This is a genomic window from Streptomyces sp. CMB-StM0423 (genome assembly GCF_002847285.1).
Taxonomy (GTDB): Bacteria; Actinomycetota; Actinomycetes; order Streptomycetales; family Streptomycetaceae; genus Streptomyces.
In genome coordinates, this window is sequence record NZ_CP025407.1 from 4284970 (window position 1) to 4300806 (window position 15837).

Here is a 15837-nt window from a genome sequence, read left to right on the forward strand (position 1 = left end):
TCCCCGATACGCCCCCGGCTACACACCCTTTGGAGCGGAATTGCCTACCGCCTTAGAGTGGATCAAGGGAATTGCCGTGACGAGTAACCATCTGAGCAGTTGGACGCCGGAAATCAGTCACTAGACAGATTTGTCGACATTGCCCGTTCGGGCCGCAGAGTTATGCACAGCCGACGCCGACAGCCTGTGGATAACTTTGCGAACTGTGCACAGACCCCAGGTCAGGCCCGGCCGTCCAGACACCGCGTCAGCCAGTCGGAGGCATCCACGAAGGCCGTGTCCGACGTCCCCGCCCGCAGTGGCTGCACATCCGCCGGCGACAGCCCTGCGCGCGGGTACGAACCGAGGAACCGCACCCGCGGGCAGATCCGCTTCAGCCCCATCATCGCCTCGCCCACCCGGCGGTCGGTGATGTGCCCCTCGCAGTCCACCGAGAAGCAGTACCGCCCGATGCCCTCGCCCGTCGGCCGCGACTCGATGCGCAGCAGGTTGACGCCGCGCACCGCGTACTCCTGGAGCAGCTCCATCAGCGCGCCCGGGTGGTCGTCGCCGAGCCAGATCACGACCGACGTCTTGTCCGCGCCCGTCGGCGCCGCCGGCCGCGCCGGGCGGCCGACGAGGACGAACCGGGTCTCCGCGTTCTCCGCGTCGTGGATGTCCGAGACGAGCGGCTCCAGCCCGTACACCGACGCCGCGAACTCGCCGGCGAACGCCCCGTCCACCCGGCCCTCCTGCACCTGCCGCGCGCCGTCCGCGTTCGACGCCGACGACTCCCACACCGCGTCCGGCAGATGCCCCGCCAGCCAGCGCCGCACCTGTGGCTGCGCCACCGGGTGCCCGGTGACCGTCTTGATGTCCGCCAGCTTCGTCCCCGGCCGCACCAGCAGCGCGAACGCGATCGGCAGCAGCACCTCGCGGTAGATCATCAGCGGCTCGCCGAGCGCCAACTCGTCGAGCGTGGCGGTCACGCCGCCCTCCACGGAGTTCTCGATCGGCACCAGCGCCCCCGCGGCGCCCCCGCTGCGCACCGAGTCCAGCACCGCCGGCACCGAGACCATCGGCACCAGCTCGCGCGTCGCCGCCTCCGGGAGGGTCCGCAGCGCGGCCTCGGTGAAGGTGCCCTCGGGGCCGAGATAGGTGAAGCGGCTGGCGGACATGGGGGCGGCTCCTCGTGGGCGTCGGCGAGACGGCCACGATACCCACGGGGGCGGGGCGGGGGGTGCCGGTCCGGGGAACGGACGATCATGGCGCGGCCCCCGTACGGGAGCCGGGCGCCCGTCCCGTACGAACCGGACGGGACGGTGCCGCACGAACCGGGCGGGCCTTGCCCGTAAGAACCGGGCGGCCCCTGCCGTACGCCCCTTACCGGCCCCCCCCGTTCAGCCCTCCAGCAGCCGCTGCCCCACGTACTCGCCCTCCGCCGCCCCGCCCGGCACCGCGAACAGGCCGCTCGCCTCGTGCCGCAGGAAGCGCGAGAGACCGTCGCCCCGGTCCAGCTTGCGTTGCACCGGCACGAACCCCTTCAGCGGATCCGCCTGCCAGGCGACGAACAGCAGCCCGGCATCGGGCACCGGTCCGTCCTTGGTGTCCAGATAGCCGTCGTGGTACGAGAACGAGCGCCGCAGCATCGTCGCCCCGCCGTTCGACTCCGGCGCCGCCACCCGTACATGCGCGTCCCCCGCGATGGCAAGGGAGCCGTCCGCGAGTTGTTTGTTCATGTCCACCGGCGTCGTCTCCTCCCCGCCCGACAGCGGGGCACCGTCCGGCTTGCGGCGCCCGATCACGCGCTCCTGCCGCTCCAGCGACAGGTGGTCCCAGGTGTCGAGCAGCATCCGGATCCGGCGGAACACGGCGTACGAGCCGCCCGCCAGCCACTCCTGCCCGCCGCCCGCGGACGCGGGCACGAAGACGTGCTTGCCGAAGTCCGGGTCCTCGGGCTTCGGGTTGTTGGTGCCGTCGACCTGCCCCATCAGGTTGCGTGCCGTACGGGGCCTGTCGGTGGCCCCCGGGGTGCGGTTGAAGCCGCTCATCTGCCAGCGCAGCACCGCCGCGTCGCCCGCCCGGCGCTGGAGCGTGCGCAGCGCGTCGAACGCCACCAGGGCGTCGTCCGCGCCGATCTGCAGCCACACGTCGCCGTCGCTGCGCCGCGCGTCCAGCGCGTCGGCGGAGAACGGCGGCAGCGGGGCGAGCCCGTCGGGGCGCCGGGCGGCCAGTCCCGTGCGGTCGAAGAACGTGCGCCCGAAGCCGAACGTCACGGTCAGCGCCGCCGGCCCGGCGTCGAGCGCGCTGCCGGTGCCGGCCGCCGCCTCCTTGCCCTCGCTCAGCTCGCGGGCCGTCGCCGACCACCGCTTGAGCAGCGCCGCGGCCTCCTTCCGCCCTGCCCCCGGGGCCAGGTCGAAGGCGGCGAAGTGGCCCGCGGCCTGCAGCGGGGTGGTGATGCCCGCCTGGTGCGTGCCGTGGAACGGCACCCCCGTCGCGCCGATCGACGTCAGCGGCGCGGGGGGCGCGTCCCGCAGCGCCTCGGCGGCGGCCGCGCCGGAGGCGCCGCCGGCGAGGAGCCCCGCCGCCCCGGCGGCCCCCGCCGCGCCGACGAGGCGGCGGCGGGAGACCGGGTGCCGGGGGGCTTCGGCCGTCTCTGTCTCCGGTGCGGTACGGGCGGAACGTGTCGAACTCACGGGATCGTCAACTTCTTCTCTTCTGTCACCTGGTCGATGGGCGAGGTGCGCACGGTCATCCGGAGGGTCCACTCCCCGGGCATCGGGAGCTGCACGCCGGTGGCGGCCCAGTGCCCGTTCTCGACGGGGGTGGGCGTGACGTCGAGCGGGCCGACGTTCTTCTCCTCCAGGGTGAAGGAGAGCCGTACCTCGGGGACGTTGAGGAGCTGGTTGTTGGCGTCCGTGAGGTAGATGTGCAGTTGGTTGTCGCCGGTACGGCCCGGGTCCACGGTGATCTCCGCGGTCCCGGTGCCGCCCTGCCCGCCCGTGTCGTACGGGATCTTCACCTTGACCGGCCCGGCCGGCTGCCGCTGCGCCGACTCGGCCGCCGCCTGCTCGGTCTCGGCCCTGCCGGGCTGGGTGCCCGTCAGGAGCGTCACGACGGAGAGCAGTACGACGGCGAGAACGGTCTCGACCAGGACCGACTGGCGCAGGCCCCGGCGCACGGGGTCGGAGTCGCGCTCCTTGCGCGCGCGGGTCGCGTCGACGGCGGCCCGCTGGCGGGCGAGCTGCGCGGCACGGTCGGGGTCGTCGCCTGCGCGCGGCTCGGCGTCGCTGCCGGCCTGGTCCTCCGCGTCCGGCCCGTCGCCGGAGGCGTCGTCATCCGGTACGGAGCCGGAGCCGGAACCCGCGCCGGAGCCCTGCGCCGGCATCGTGACGCCGTCCGAAGGGCCGCCGGAGGCGGTCGCCGCCGTGCCGGACCTGCCGGTACCGCCCGCGTCCGCGGTGGCGCCGGCGTGCACGAGCTGCGCCTCCGCCGGCTCGCCCGCCTCCTCCGCGCGCGCCGCGAGCCCGGAACCGGCCAGCCGGTGCGTCCAGCGCCGCGATGTCCAGCCCGCGGTGATCAGCACCGCGACCAGCCCCAGCTTCACCAGCAGCAACTGCCCGTACGACGTGTCCGTCAGCGCGCCCCAGCTCCCCAGCCCGCGCCACGCCTGGTACAGCCCGGTCGCGGCGAGCACGGACACCGACGTCAGCGCCAGCCGCGAGAAGCGGCGTATGACGTACGACGGGACCCGCGGCCCGAGGCGCAGGCTCAGCGCCAGCGAGGCGAGGCCGCCGAGCCAGACGGCGACGGCCAGCAGGTGCAGCATCGTCATCGGCACGGCCAGCCACGGCTGGATGCCGGTCGAGGCATGCTCGGCCATGCCCCACGTCGCGGCGAGGCCGGCGGCGACCACGCCGCCGCCGAGCCCGAGGCCGATGGCCAGGTCGCGGCTGCGCGCGGCGTCGTCCCCGTCGGCGGCGGACTGCGCGGCAGATGCGGCGGCGGGCCCGGCCGGCTCGGTGGCCGACTCTGCGGCGTCCGGCCCCGTACCCGTACCGGCACCCTCACCATCATCCGCGCCCGCGCCCGCCTTCGCTTTCGCCTCCGCGCGCGCGCCCTTCGCGCCGGGCGCGGTCTCCCGCCCGTACACCCCGAACAGCACCGCCAGCACCACCGCCGCCGCGCCCAGCAGCAGCAGCCGCGACAGCAGCGCCGTGCCCGGCCGCGTCTCCAGCACGTCGCGCAGCGAGTCCAGCCCGAAGTCCGCGCCCGTGTACGGCCCGCGCAGCAGCAGCAGCGCCACGGTGGCCGCGAACAGCAGCGCCCAGCCGCCGGTCGCCACCCGGCGCACGACCCGGTTGCGCCCGCCGCACACGCCCGCGAACACGGCGCCGCCGACGAGCAGCACGAAGCCCGCGTACGCCACGTAGCGCCCGGTGTCGTACAGCGCCTTGGCGCTGCCGTTGTCCTCGCCCGCCTCTGACACCGCCACCGTCGTCTTCGACGGCTTGCCCACGGAGAACGTGAAGGCGCCGGAGATCGGGTGGCTGTCGGCGGACACGGTCTTCCAGACGACGGTGAACGTGCCGTCCGGCAGCCCGGGGCGCAGCGCGGTCGTCGCCGTCTTGGCGTTGCCGTCGACGTGGGCGGCGCCGCCCTTGGTGACGTCGTTGCCGTCGGGGTCGAGGACGCGGATGGCGTCGTCGGCCAACTGGACGCCCTCGGAGAAGTCGAGCGTGACGGCCTGCGGCGCCTCCTGGACGACCGAGCCCTCGGCGGGGTCGGTGCCGGTGAGCGCGGCGTGCGCGGCGGCCGGGGTGGCGCCGGGCACGAGGACGCACAGCACGGCGGCGACGGCGGCGCACAACGCCCCGAGCGCACGCCTGCGATGCGCGCCCCTGCGATGCATCGACCGCCGGCGGATCGATGCGCGAAGGGCTCGGTGGAGCTGTCCGGTTGGGGTCATGACACGCCTCTCACTCCGCGGGGCGGTACGTCGTCGGCTGCACCGGCACCTCGACCTCGATCGGCTCGGACTCGGCGAAGTGCAGCACGAAGGACACCTTCTCGCCAACCTCCGGTTTGCGGTCCAGCTTCTCCAGCATCAGATGGTCGCCGCCGCGGGCGAGGGTCAGCTCGCCGCCCGCGGGCACGTCGAAGCCGTCGACGGCGCGCATCCGCTCGCCCTCGGTGGTGTGCATGGTGACGTCGTCGGCGAGGTCGGTGCTGACGGCGGTGAGCCGGTCGTCGGCCGCGCCGTCGTTGCGTACGGTCAGATAGCCGGCGGCGAGGTCCTTCATCACCGGCTGCGGTACGAAGCCGGCCTCGGCGCGCAGCCGGGGCCCGGAGCCGGGGCCGGAGCCCGGTCCGGAGCCGGTGCCGGAGCCGTCGCCGGACTCCCCCTTCGTCCCCGTACCGGAGTCGTCACCGGAACACGCGCCCAGGCCGAGGGCGAGGGACAGGGCGGCAGCAGTGACTACGGATACCTGTCGCCTGTGCCTCACGGGTTCTGCCCCTTCACCAGCTTCGGCATGTCCTTCGCGTACTGATCTGCCGTCACCCCGGCCAGATACAGCACGTGCGCCTTGTCGTCCTTCGGCGAGTACGCCAGCACCTCCGCGCCGTGGCTGACGGTGATGCTGCCGTCCTTCTCCTTCACCGGCTTCTCCAGGTGCACGCCCACGCTCCGCGCGGCGTCCCTGACCGCGGCGAAGTCGCCGGTCAGGCCGATGAAGTCCTTGTCCTGCGCGTCGAGCCACTCGCCCATCCGGCGCGGGGTGTCGCGCTCGGGGTCGGTGCTGACCATGACGACCTGCAACTCGTCCTGCTCGGCGCGGGGCAGCTTCTGCTTGGCGATGGCGATGTCGCTCATCGTCGTGGGGCAGACGTCGGGGCAGTTGGTGTAGCCGAAGAAGAGGAGGGTGGGCTTGCCGGCCGTCTCGGCGACGAGGTCGTACTCCTCGCCCTCCGTGTCGGTCAGGACGAGGTCCGGTTTCTCCTTGGGGGTGTCGAGGACGACACCGGGTTTGCTGCTGCCGCCGGAGATCTCCACGGCGGGTTTGGCACTGTCGTCACCGGAGTCGGAGCCGCAGGCGGTGAGGGTGAGGGCCGCGGCGGCGGCGAGGGCCGCGGCGGCGCAGGCGGTGGTCGTACGGGTTGTGCGCATGCTGTGTTTCCTTGAGGCTCGCGGGTGGCCCGCCCGGTGCTGCCGGCCGGGCCACCCCTTGCGTATACGTGCCGGGTGCGGTGCCGCGCCTACTGCGCCGCGGACGAGCCGCCCGCGCCGCTGCTGCCCGCGCCGCTGCCGCCCGCGCCGCGGCGCCGCGACTGCACGCCGAACGCGACGCCGGCGGCGCCGAGCGCGATGCCGACGATGCCCAGCGTGCGGGCCATGGTGTCGGAGGAGCCGTCGTCGTCGGCGGCGCTGTCGTCGGTGTCCTCGCCCTCGGCGGCGGCGGGTTCCGCGTCGTCGCCGTTCCCGGCGTCGTCGTCGGAGTCACCCGCACCGCCGTGGCCGCCGTCCTCCGCGGGCGTCAGGGCCAGCACGGGCGCCGGGCTCTCCGGCTCCTCCGCACCCTCCTCGGGGACCTCGATCCAGCGGACGACCTCGTCGTTGTCGTACGTCTGGACCGCCTTGAACACCAACTGGTCGGCGTCCTCGGGCAGCGCGCCCATGGAGACCGGGAACCGCTGGAACGTCCCCGGCTCGACCTTCCCGCCGGACCAGGTGACCTTGCTGACCGCCTCGGTGATCTTCTCGCCGTGCGACTCGATCGGGGTGTCGAGCTTGGCCTGCTCCACCTTCACGTCCCAGCCGGGCACGGGCTCGGGCATGACGGACGTCAGCGGGTGGTCGGTCGGCAGGGTGACCTCCAGCTTGATCGTGGAGGCGTCGTCGCGCTCGTTGGGCACCTTGAAGTTGACGGTGGCGTACCCGCCCTGCTCCGCCTCGCCGGGGTCGATGCTGACGTGCGCGGCGGCCGGCCCGGCGAGGAACAGGACGGCACCGGCGGCGACGGCCGTGCTGACGGACATTCGCCGCATACGGGATGACTTCATGACTGACACACTCCGGTGGGTGTGGATGGATTGGGGGTTGGCGCGCGTGCGGCAGCGGCGCGACCACCCGCTCACCCGAAGCCTTGCACCCGCGTTCGCCCGTGTCGTATGGGGCGTGCGGCGCGTGGGCCGTAAGCCGGAAGGGGTGCCGTCGCGTCAGGCCGCGAGGGCGAAGGCCGGGGGCCCGCGGCGTACGACGGTGTGCTGCAGGTCGCGTACGGTACGGGCGCTCCGCTCGTCGTACGCGGTCGCCGCCCCGGGGCGCACGGCCGGCCGGCCCGCGCCGCCGAACCCGGCGTCGAGGGCCTGCCGGTAGCGCACGGCTGCGCGCAGCGGGGCGAGGCCGGCGCCGGTGGCGAGGTGCAGCAGGGTCGTGAGCGCCGCGTCGCCGCGGCGCAGCAGCCATCCGGCGGTGAGGGCGGCGAGGAGGTGGCCGAGGACCATCGGCAGGGAGTAGGTGGACAGGTCGAACGCGGCGCCGAGGCCGTCGCCGATCCCGCCTCCGTGCGCAGCGTGCGCGGCGCCCGTACCGCTGCCGGCGCCGGCGTCCGGGTCGAGCCCGGCGTTGGTGACGATCTCCCGGGCGCGGCCCTCGGTGAGGTCCATCGCGGCGTCGTTGCACAGCAGCCGCCGGGCGAGGTCGACGGCGGCACTGCCGCCCTCGCCGCCGGAGCCGCCCGCGTGCGCACCGCCGTGGCCCCCGGCCGCGAGGGCGCCGACGGCGCAGTGCTGCCCGAGCCCGAAGACCCCGTGCAGCCCGATCTGCCCCACCGCCAGCAGCGCCGCGATCCCGGGCAGCGACCGCTCCCGCCCGGCCAGCGGCACGGCCACCGCGAACAGCAGCGCCGCGGCGACGCCGAGCGTCCACAGCGGCACCGTCTCGTTCGAGGCCAGCACGTGCCCGCCCGCGGACAGCACGACGCAGACCGCGGTGAACACCGCGGCCCGCAGAAGGCGCAGCTCCGCGGTGGCGGGAGCGTGAGGGGCAGCCATGGCGGGCGCCATCATCTCACCGCACAGCCGTACGGACCCCGCCGGGGCGCCGATCGGCCGGATCCGGGCCAGGTCATTTCCCACCCCAAAAGGCGGAAGAAACCCCTCCGCCGAATGAGGGTTCTCACGCAACTCGCGTGCTTACGGTGCCGACACAAGGGTTATACGTACCGTATGTCGGGGTGGCGGCCAGGAGGCTGAACGCATGAGCATGTGGTGGTCCCTGCGACTGCGCCGGGAGGCGGCCAGCGTCCCGCTCGCCCGCCGCCTGCTGGTCGGCGCGATGGAGACGGCCGGGGTGGACCCGGACGTCGCCTTCGACCTCTCCCTCGCCCTCACCGAAGCGTGCGCCAACGCCGTCGAACACGGCGGTGCGGCCCCCGGCGAGGACTACCGCGTCACCGCCTGCTTCGACGGCGACCGCTGCCACATCGAGGTCATCGACTCCGGCCCCGGCTTCGCCACCCCCGTCCCGCCCCCCGACTCCCCCGCCGCGCCCCCGCCCCTGACCGACACGGGCGCGGAGGGCGGCCGCGGCCTGTTCCTGATCGCGGAGCTGAGCGACCACGTCGACATCCGCGACCGCCCGGGCCGCGGCGCGGTGGTGAGCTTCGACAAGATCCTCAAATGGCGCGAGGACGCCCCTCTCCAGGCGGCGTAACCACTCTGGCTACTGGGCCCGCGTCGTTGTCAGGCATCGAAGGCAGGCCGGGGGGCTAGATCAGGGAGTTGCTCCCGCGGTGGAGGATGCTGCGCGCCGGTCTCACGCTGTCGGACTTTGCGCATGTGCGGTGCAGCCGAAGGGCCCTGAGCCGATCTGACCCGCATCGGCCGTTCTTCGAGTGGCTTGGTCTGTGAGAAGGGTGCGGTGTCAGTGCTTGCCGTCAGTGCTGGTCGGCGCATGGCACGCCGTGCGCCGGTCCTGGATCAGTCGCAACGCCCCCTGGGTGGTACCGGTGCTCGCCGCACCGTTGCCCCTGCTGCTCCCCTGGACCGGGCGGTTCCTCCACGCCGGCTATCTCTCCGACGTCCTCGGCATTCCTGCCGAATGCGTGCACATACCCTTCTACCGGAACTTTTTCATCGCCCTGGAGCCGCCGGCCATCACCGCGTTCGTGGCGGTGTTCCTGCTGGGCATCGCGGGCTGGGCCCGCTACAACCACTGGTGGTTCGGCACGCGGTCGATGGTCGCCCTCTTCGTACCGCTGATCTTTCTCGTGTACGTGCTGACGATCATGCAGGCGAGCCTGGAGAGCGCAGGTGGCGCTGCGGAACAGGCGGCGGCGGATGCACAGCAGGGCAAGCGCCCCGGTCGCTACCGGGGTCTTCAGGGCGAGTTGATGTGCGTGAAACCGCTCCGTAAGGAGATACCGGTGTACAACGGGCCGGTCCCCGTCGACAGGCCGGTGCTGACATTCGGCAACGCCGGCGACGACCTATGGCTGTGGGACCCCTCCGGGTCCCGGGGCAGGGACCTGAGCCGCCACGCGCTCCGCGTGCCGGCGGCGGACGTGACGCTGACACCCTCACTCGGGGGATCCTGTCCGCCTGATTGATCGCCGGGCTATTCGAAGGTCACCCTGCCGTGGTCGTCCGTGCGGACGGGGAGGTCGTTCCAGGTGAAGTCGAAGTCGCCGCTGCGGCATGACCAGAGGATGTCCTGGCAGAAGTAGCCCGTGTCCTCGCCCGGTGGTGCGGTGAAGACGTCCGGGAGGCGGTCGCAGCGCGGGTCGCGGGGGGCCAGGGGGCCGTCGGCGTCGCTGCGGGCCACGTGGCGGGCGTACGCGGCGTAGACGGCCTTGGCGGTGTGGACGCCGGTGACGGGGGTGGTGTCGTAGCGGGGGCGGGATCCGGGGGTGGTGCCAGGCGGGGTGTCGGTGCGCTTTACCTTCCAGGGCACCTCCACGTCCGCGTAGAAGACGGTGCAGCGGGTGGTGGCTCCGGCGCGGACGGGGAGGGTGCCGGTGCAGTGGCCCGGGCGGACGGGGCGGAGGTCGTCGGCCATGAGGAGGGTCTCGCGCTGCAGGCGGACGAGGAGCCGGTCGGTGGCGTTCGCGCCGCGGCCCGCCGCCGGTACGGCGCGCGCGGCGGCGGCGGTGGTCAGGGCGGGGGTCCCGCCGCCGGGGCGGATCTCGACGGGGCGCTGCCGGCCGCTGACGTCGGAGGGCTCGGGGCGGTCGTCGCAGCGGTGCGACGTCTCCGTACAGCCTGCTAACAGGGTCACCACGGCTGTCACGGCTGCCACGGTGGGGGCCAGGGCGCGGCTCATTACTCCGTTCTACCTCCGGACACCTCTCTGAACGAACAGTGCGCCCCTTTCACCCCGGCGTACGCCCCGGCGGCTACCCGCGCGCGCCCCCTCGGATCGGCGTGGTTCCAGGCGTGTCCGGGGGTGGGTCCGCAGGGGGCGTACCCTCGGCGGCTGCTCCGGCCGTGCGACGGTTTTGCCCTGAATGTACGATTCTGGCGTTGCTGTTCCCTCCTGGAAGGAACTCCGATGCCCCGTACTCGGAAAGCGACCCTCGGCGCCCTCGGCGCCACGCTTTGTGCGACCGCTCTGGTCGGTACCGCAGGAACCGCCCACGCACAGGACGACAACGGCGTCGCCAAGAAGAGCGCCACGGACATAGCCAACCGGGCCGTGTCCGCGTTCAACGACGCCCGGTCCCTGCACGTCACCACGGAGAGGACGGGGTCCGGCCTCAGCCGCACGGACGTGACCAGCCTCGACGTCAGCGCCGACCGCGACAACAACTGCGTCGGCACCGTCGGCTTCGCCGCCGACGGCGGCAGCCTGGAGGTCATCCGGCACGCCGACAAGATGTGGGTCAAGGCCAACGCCGAGTGGCTGCGGAACAACCTCCCCTCCGACCAGTCGAAGGACGTGCAGAAGCTGGAGGGCAAGTTCCTCCAGGGCACCGCCCAGGACAAGGGCCTTTCCGACCTCGCCAGGCTCTGCAGCATCAACGAGTTCCGCGACACCCTCAAGGACGCCACCTCCTTGGGCAACCTGAAGAAGGGCAGCGAGACGACCGCCGACGGCAAGCCCGTCATCGACGTCACGAGCAAGCACAACGGGGTGGACATGACCCTGTCGGTCTCCACCCAGGGCAAGCCGTTCCCGGTGCGGGCGACGTCGAAGGGCGACGGTGATTCGCAGACGACGAACTTCACCTTCGACCAGCCCGTCCCGGACAAGACTCCGCCGGCCGGCGAGACGGTCCCCTGGGGCGGCTGACGCCCCGGCAGAGCCGGTCCTGCTGCCCGTCCGCGTTCGCGTCGCCGCGATGTCAGTCCCCGATGTGAGACTGGTGCGCATGAGCGAAGAGCGCGGGCGGGCACGGGATTTCGGCATCCCGTTGACCGGCGAGCCGGGGGAGTGGAACGCGATCACGGACGTGCCGGGCGTCCAGGTCGGGTACGTGACGCTGACCGGGGGCGACGACGTACGGACCGGGGTCACGGCGCTGCTGCCGCGCGGGCGCGACGGCGTCGGCACGCCGTGCGCGGCGGGGTGGCACTCGCTCAACGGCAACGGCGAGATGACCGGCACGGCGTGGCTGGAGGAGAGCGGCTCGCTGGCGGTGCCGGTGCTCCTCACCAACACGTACGCGGTCGGGCCGGTGCACCGCGGCGTCGTCGAGTGGGTGCGTACGCATCGCAGGGACATGGCGCCGGAGTGGCTGCTGCCGGTGGTCACCGAGACGTGGGACGGGTACCTGCACGACATCCACGGGGCGCACGTCACCCCGGCGCACGCGGGTGCGGCGATCGACGCGGCGGCGGGCGGGCCGGTCGCGGAGGGCGGCGTCGGGGGCGGCACGGGGATGCGGTGCTACGGGTACAAGGGCGGCTCGGGGACGGCGTCGCGCGTGGTGCGGTACGGGGCCGAGCGGTACACGGTCGGGGTCTTCGTGCAGGCCAACTTCGGGGCGCGGCGGGAGCTGGTGGTGGCGGGGGCGCCGCTGGGGCGGGAGCTGGCGGAGGCGGCGCGCGGGGGCGGCGGCGGCAGTGGGGGCAGTGGGGGTGTGGCCGGTACGGGCGCGGGCGGAGGGCCGGGTGCCGGTACGGGGCGGGGGGACGGTTCGTACGAGAGCCGGGAGGGGGCAGGGGGTCCGGTGAATCCCGTGGACTCCGCGAGCCCCGTGAGCCCTGTGGACTCCGCCAACCCCGTGCAGTCCCCGAGCCCCGTGGATCCCGAGCGGCCCGTGCCGCCCGGGGCCGGGTCCGTCATCGTCGTCGTCGCGACCGACGCGCCGCTGCTGCCCGGGCAGTGCAAGGCCCTCGCCCGGCGGGTGCCGCTGGGTCTGGCCCGTACGGGCACCACCGGCAGCCACTTCTCCGGCGATCTCTTCCTCGCCTTCTCCACCGCCAACCCGGGCGCCCTCACCAGCACGTTCCCACCGCGCCCCGCACCAGAAGGGGACGCCGGTGAGGACGCTCCGTACGAGACGCTGCGCTTCATACCCTGGGGCCGCGTCGACCCCTTCCACACGGCCGTCGTCGAAGCCGTCGAGGAAGCCGTGCTCAACGTGCTGACCGCCGCCGAGCCCATGTCCGGGCGCGACGGGCACCACGTGCCCGCGTTCCCGCTCGCGGCCCTCGCCGGGATGCGGGAGGCGCGTACGGGCTGAACCGGATGCCGCACCCGGCCCACCGCGGGCCGCGGGCGGCGTGTCGGTCCGTGCGCCGCCGCCCGGGGTGCCCACGATGGGTGCGCCGAGGCGAGAGGAGCCGCACCGTGGCCCTGCACCAGACCGACCGCGGCGTCGCCGGACCGTACGACGACGTCTACGCGATGCCCATCAGCGAGCACGCGCTGCCCAAGTACTTCATGCCCGAGGAGGTCTCCGACCCGCGCGCCGTCAAAGCGCTCATCCGCGACGAGCTGGCCCTCGACGGCAACGCGGCGCAGAACCTGGCGACGTTCTGCACCACCTGGGCCGAAGACGAGGTGCACAGCCTCATGGACGAGTGCATCGGCAAGAACATGGTCGACAAGGACGAGTACCCGCAGACCGCGGACATCGAGAACCGCTGCGTGCACATCCTCGCCGACCTGTGGCACTCCCCGCACGGCGAGACCACCATGGGCTGCTCGACGACCGGCTCCAGCGAGGCCGCGATGCTCGGCGGCCTGGCGCTCAAGTGGCGCTGGCGCCGGCGCCGCAAGGCCGAGGGCAAGCCCGCCGACCGGCCGAACCTGGTGTGCGGTCCCGTGCAGGTGTGCTGGGAGAAGTTCGCCCGGTACTTCGACGTCGAGCTGCGCCAGGTGCCGCTGGAGCCGGACGCCACCGGGCTGCGCCCGCACCAACTGCGCGAGTACGTCGACGAGAACACCATCGGCGTCGTCGCCATCCTCGGCGTCACGTACACGTGCGACTACGAGCCGGTCAAGGAGATCGCCGCCGAACTCGACGCGATCCAGGCCGACACGGGCCTGGACGTGCCCGTGCACGTGGACGCCGCCAGCGGCGGCTTCGTCGCCCCGTTCCTCCGCCCCGAGCTGGAGTGGGACTTCCGGGTGGAGCGGGTGGCGTCCATCAACTCCTCCGGCCACAAGTACGGCATGGCGCCCCTCGGCGTCGGCTGGGCGATCTGGCGCTCCGCCGACCTGCTGCCCGAGGACCTGATCTTCCGCGTCAGCTACCTCGGCGGCGACATGCCGACGTTCGCGCTGAACTTCTCCCGGCCCGGCGGCGAGGTCGTCGCGCAGTACTACAACCTGCTGCGGCTGGGCCGCGCGGGCTACCGCCGCATCTACCGCACGGCGGCCGGCAGCGCCGAGTGGCTGGGCGAGCAGATCGCCGGCATGGGCCCGTTCACGCTGCTGTACGACGGGCGCGGCGCGCTGCCGGCGGTGTCGTGGACGCTGACGGACCCGGCGGGCGCGGGCTTCACGCTGTACGACGTGACGGAGCAACTGCGGCTGCGCGGCTGGCAGGTGCCGGCGTACCCGCTGCCGCCGAAGCGGCAGCAGACGGTCATCCAGCGGGTGCTGATCAGGCACGGGATCAGTCACGACAAGATCGAGCTGCTGGCGGCGGACGTACGGGAGGCGCTGGACCGGCTGAAGGACGGGGCCGGGACACCGGCGCCGCACCAGCCGGGCTTCCACCACTGAGCCGCGGGGCGGGGGTGGGCCGCGCCGGGGCCCGAGGGCCGGGGCGGGCGGACGTCAGGCGGGTCCCCCGGCGCACCCCGTGCGTCAGGCGAAGAGGTCCCGGCGGACGCCCGCCGCGTCGAAGAGGTGGTCGCGGGAGGCTTCGAGTTCGCGGCGCAGGTCGTCGAGGCGGGTGCCGAGCAGGCGGCCGCGCCACTTGCGGATCCGGCCGGCGACGATCACGGTCTCGACGTTGGTGCGGTCCATGAGGGAGACGACGGCGCCCAGCACGTTGTTGAGCGGGGCGACGTTGAGGGCGGTGGCGTCCAGCAGGACGATGTCGGCTTCCTTGCCGGGCGTCAGCGTGCCGGTCCTGCGGTCAAGACCCAGGTGCCGGGCGCCGTTGACGGTCGCGTACCGCAGGACGTCCCGGACGGTCAGCAGCGGCGGGGTGCCCGGGGCCGGGACGGGATAGGCGTCGGGCGGGGTGAAGTCGCCCTGTTCGAGGACCATCTGGTTGACGAGCATCCGCTGCATGGTCATCGCGGAGCGCATCAGCGTGAAGGGGTCGGCGGCCATGGTCGTCTCGACGTCGGAGCTGAGCGAGGGCTCCATGCCGAGCTTCTGCATCGTGAGGATGGGCGGTACGCCGTGCCGCATGGACATCTCGATCGGGAACGCGACCGAGATGCCCACGCCGGCGTCGCGGGCGCGCCGCCAGGCGAACTCGGACATGCCGGTCATGTGGATGAACATGACGTCGGGGCCGAAGCCCAGGTCGCCGTCCGCGCCGCCGGTGCCGCGGGCGAGGTCGTCGATGATCGGCCGGTAGCCGGCGCTGGAGACGGCGTGCGCGGCGATGGGCAGGTCCAGTTCGCGGGCGATGCGCCAGGCGCGGGTGTAGACGGGCCCGGGCTGGTGGATCTCCCCGCCCATGACCATGGTGAGCAGTTGGTCGCCGGAGGAGAACCACTCGTCCTTGATGCGGTACGCGTCCTCCGGGTAGCGGGCCCCGGCGCGGCCGTCGCCCTCGAAGAAGCCGAATGCGGCGCGGCGCCCGGTGTCGGCGAGCGCCTGGAGGGCGGCGTCGCTGTGTTCGGGGGAGTGGTGGATCTGGGAGACGTCGAGCACGGTGGTGACGCCGGCGTCCAGTTGGGAGAGCCCGGCGGCCAGCGAGTTGACGTAGACGTCCTGCGGCCGGTACGCGGGCGCGAAGCGCTCCAGTACGTACTCGACGTACGAGGGGTCGGCGCTGGGTGAGCCCGATCCGTCGTCGATCAGCAGCCCGTTGGGGAGGAACGCGCGCAGGGCGGTCTCGAACTGGTGGTGGTGGGTGTCGACGAAGCCGGGCATGACGATGCGCCCGCGGGCGTCGATCACCTCGGCGCCGCCGGCCTCGATGCGGGGCCGGACGGCGGTGATCTTCTTTCCCTCGACGAGGACGTCGGCGGCCTCGAAGTCGCCGACGTTCCGGTCCATGGACATGACCGCGCCGCCGCGGATGACGTACCGGCGCCCCCGGGGCGGTGCCTGGTCGCGGGTTGGCGTGGCGGCGGCGGTCTGGGCGGGGAGGCCGGCCGCGGTCAGGGCGGCGCCCGCGGTGGCGGCGGCGGTCGAAGCCTTGAGGAACGTACGGCGCGCGTGACGACTGGCCACGTGGATTCCCTTCGCTGGCGATCGACCCATCGAGTTGATGTGTC

Annotated in this window: 14 protein-coding genes; 5 read left to right on the forward strand and 9 right to left on the reverse strand. The window is 73.3% G+C overall.

What is annotated here, in order from left to right:
• Window positions 1-221: 221 nt before the first annotated feature.
• The 7 genes from pheA to CXR04_RS18675 form a co-directional block, all read right to left on the reverse strand.
• A complete protein-coding gene (gene pheA / locus CXR04_RS18645; RefSeq protein ID WP_101423512.1) occupies window positions 222-1157 on the reverse strand; it encodes a prephenate dehydratase in 936 nt (311 codons plus the stop codon).
• 222 nt (window positions 1158-1379) lie between these two features.
• A complete protein-coding gene (efeB, locus tag CXR04_RS18650) occupies window positions 1380-2675 on the reverse strand; it encodes an iron uptake transporter deferrochelatase/peroxidase subunit (RefSeq protein WP_101423513.1) in 1296 nt (431 codons plus the stop codon).
• Window positions 2672-4948, reverse strand: a complete 2277-nt coding sequence (locus tag CXR04_RS18655; RefSeq protein WP_101423514.1) for a copper resistance CopC/CopD family protein — start codon at window positions 4946-4948, stop codon at window positions 2672-2674. Before CXR04_RS18655 ends, efeB begins: the two co-directional genes overlap by 4 nt.
• Window positions 4949-4958: 10 nt before the next feature.
• Complete coding sequence (locus tag CXR04_RS18660; RefSeq protein ID WP_101423515.1) at window positions 4959-5486, reverse strand: copper chaperone PCu(A)C; 528 nt, start codon at window positions 5484-5486, stop codon at window positions 4959-4961.
• Complete coding sequence (locus tag CXR04_RS18665) at window positions 5483-6148, reverse strand: SCO family protein (RefSeq protein WP_101423516.1); 666 nt, start codon at window positions 6146-6148, stop codon at window positions 5483-5485. Before CXR04_RS18665 ends, CXR04_RS18660 begins: the two co-directional genes overlap by 4 nt.
• Before the next feature lie 89 nt (window positions 6149-6237).
• Entirely contained in the window at window positions 6238-7026 is a 789-nt protein-coding gene (locus CXR04_RS18670) for a YcnI family copper-binding membrane protein (protein ID WP_101423517.1), read from the reverse strand.
• Between the two features lie 171 nt (window positions 7027-7197).
• The gene (locus CXR04_RS18675) at window positions 7198-8106 is read right to left on the reverse strand and encodes a hypothetical protein (RefSeq protein WP_101426460.1); all 909 of its coding nucleotides are present in this window, start codon (window positions 8104-8106) and stop codon (window positions 7198-7200) included.
• A gap of 133 nt (window positions 8107-8239) precedes the next feature.
• Here CXR04_RS18675 and CXR04_RS18680 point away from each other — a divergent pair, with 133 nt between their 5' ends.
• Together CXR04_RS18680 and CXR04_RS18685 are read left to right on the forward strand one after the other, a co-directional pair.
• Window positions 8240-8695 (forward strand): ATP-binding protein, encoded by a 456-nt coding sequence (locus CXR04_RS18680; protein ID WP_101423518.1) that lies wholly within the window; start codon window positions 8240-8242, stop codon window positions 8693-8695.
• Between the two features lie 217 nt (window positions 8696-8912).
• A complete protein-coding gene (locus tag CXR04_RS18685; protein WP_159072344.1) occupies window positions 8913-9590 on the forward strand; it encodes a hypothetical protein in 678 nt (225 codons plus the stop codon).
• 8 nt (window positions 9591-9598) lie between these two features.
• Here the strand turns inward: CXR04_RS18685 and CXR04_RS18690 are convergent, their stop codons facing one another.
• Entirely contained in the window at window positions 9599-10270 is a 672-nt protein-coding gene (locus CXR04_RS18690) for a hypothetical protein (protein ID WP_234380305.1), read from the reverse strand.
• Window positions 10271-10531: 261 nt separating this feature from the next.
• On the opposite strand from CXR04_RS18690, the gene CXR04_RS18695 reads away from it, so the two are divergent.
• The 3 genes from CXR04_RS18695 (at window position 10532) to CXR04_RS18705 (ending at window position 14158) form a co-directional block, all read left to right on the forward strand.
• Complete coding sequence (locus CXR04_RS18695; RefSeq protein ID WP_101423521.1) at window positions 10532-11272, forward strand: hypothetical protein; 741 nt, start codon at window positions 10532-10534, stop codon at window positions 11270-11272.
• 79 nt (window positions 11273-11351) lie between these two features.
• A complete protein-coding gene (locus tag CXR04_RS18700; protein ID WP_101423522.1) occupies window positions 11352-12668 on the forward strand; it encodes a P1 family peptidase in 1317 nt (438 codons plus the stop codon).
• A gap of 107 nt (window positions 12669-12775) precedes the next feature.
• Window positions 12776-14158 carry a glutamate decarboxylase gene (locus tag CXR04_RS18705; protein WP_101423523.1) on the forward strand — a complete coding sequence of 461 codons (1383 nt, stop codon included), beginning with the start codon at window positions 12776-12778 and terminating at the stop codon, window positions 14156-14158.
• 84 nt (window positions 14159-14242) lie between these two features.
• Here CXR04_RS18705 and CXR04_RS18710 read toward each other — a convergent pair whose 3' ends face one another.
• Window positions 14243-15793, reverse strand: a complete 1551-nt coding sequence (locus CXR04_RS18710) for an amidohydrolase family protein (protein ID WP_101423524.1) — start codon at window positions 15791-15793, stop codon at window positions 14243-14245.
• Window positions 15794-15837 lie beyond the last annotated feature (44 nt).

Coding starts and splice junctions, on each gene's coding strand:
- CXR04_RS18670 (WP_101423517.1), bottom strand. CDS start 7,026: ATGCGGCGAATGTCCGTCAGCACGGCCGTCGCCGCCGGTGCCGTCCTG.
- pheA (WP_101423512.1), bottom strand. CDS start 1,157: ATGTCCGCCAGCCGCTTCACCTATCTCGGCCCCGAGGGCACCTTCACC.
- CXR04_RS18680 (WP_101423518.1), top strand. CDS start 8,240: ATGAGCATGTGGTGGTCCCTGCGACTGCGCCGGGAGGCGGCCAGCGTC.
- CXR04_RS18700 (WP_101423522.1), top strand. CDS start 11,352: ATGAGCGAAGAGCGCGGGCGGGCACGGGATTTCGGCATCCCGTTGACC.
- CXR04_RS18695 (WP_101423521.1), top strand. CDS start 10,532: ATGCCCCGTACTCGGAAAGCGACCCTCGGCGCCCTCGGCGCCACGCTT.
- CXR04_RS18665 (WP_101423516.1), bottom strand. CDS start 6,148: ATGCGCACAACCCGTACGACCACCGCCTGCGCCGCCGCGGCCCTCGCC.
- CXR04_RS18655 (WP_101423514.1), bottom strand. CDS start 4,948: ATGACCCCAACCGGACAGCTCCACCGAGCCCTTCGCGCATCGATCCGC.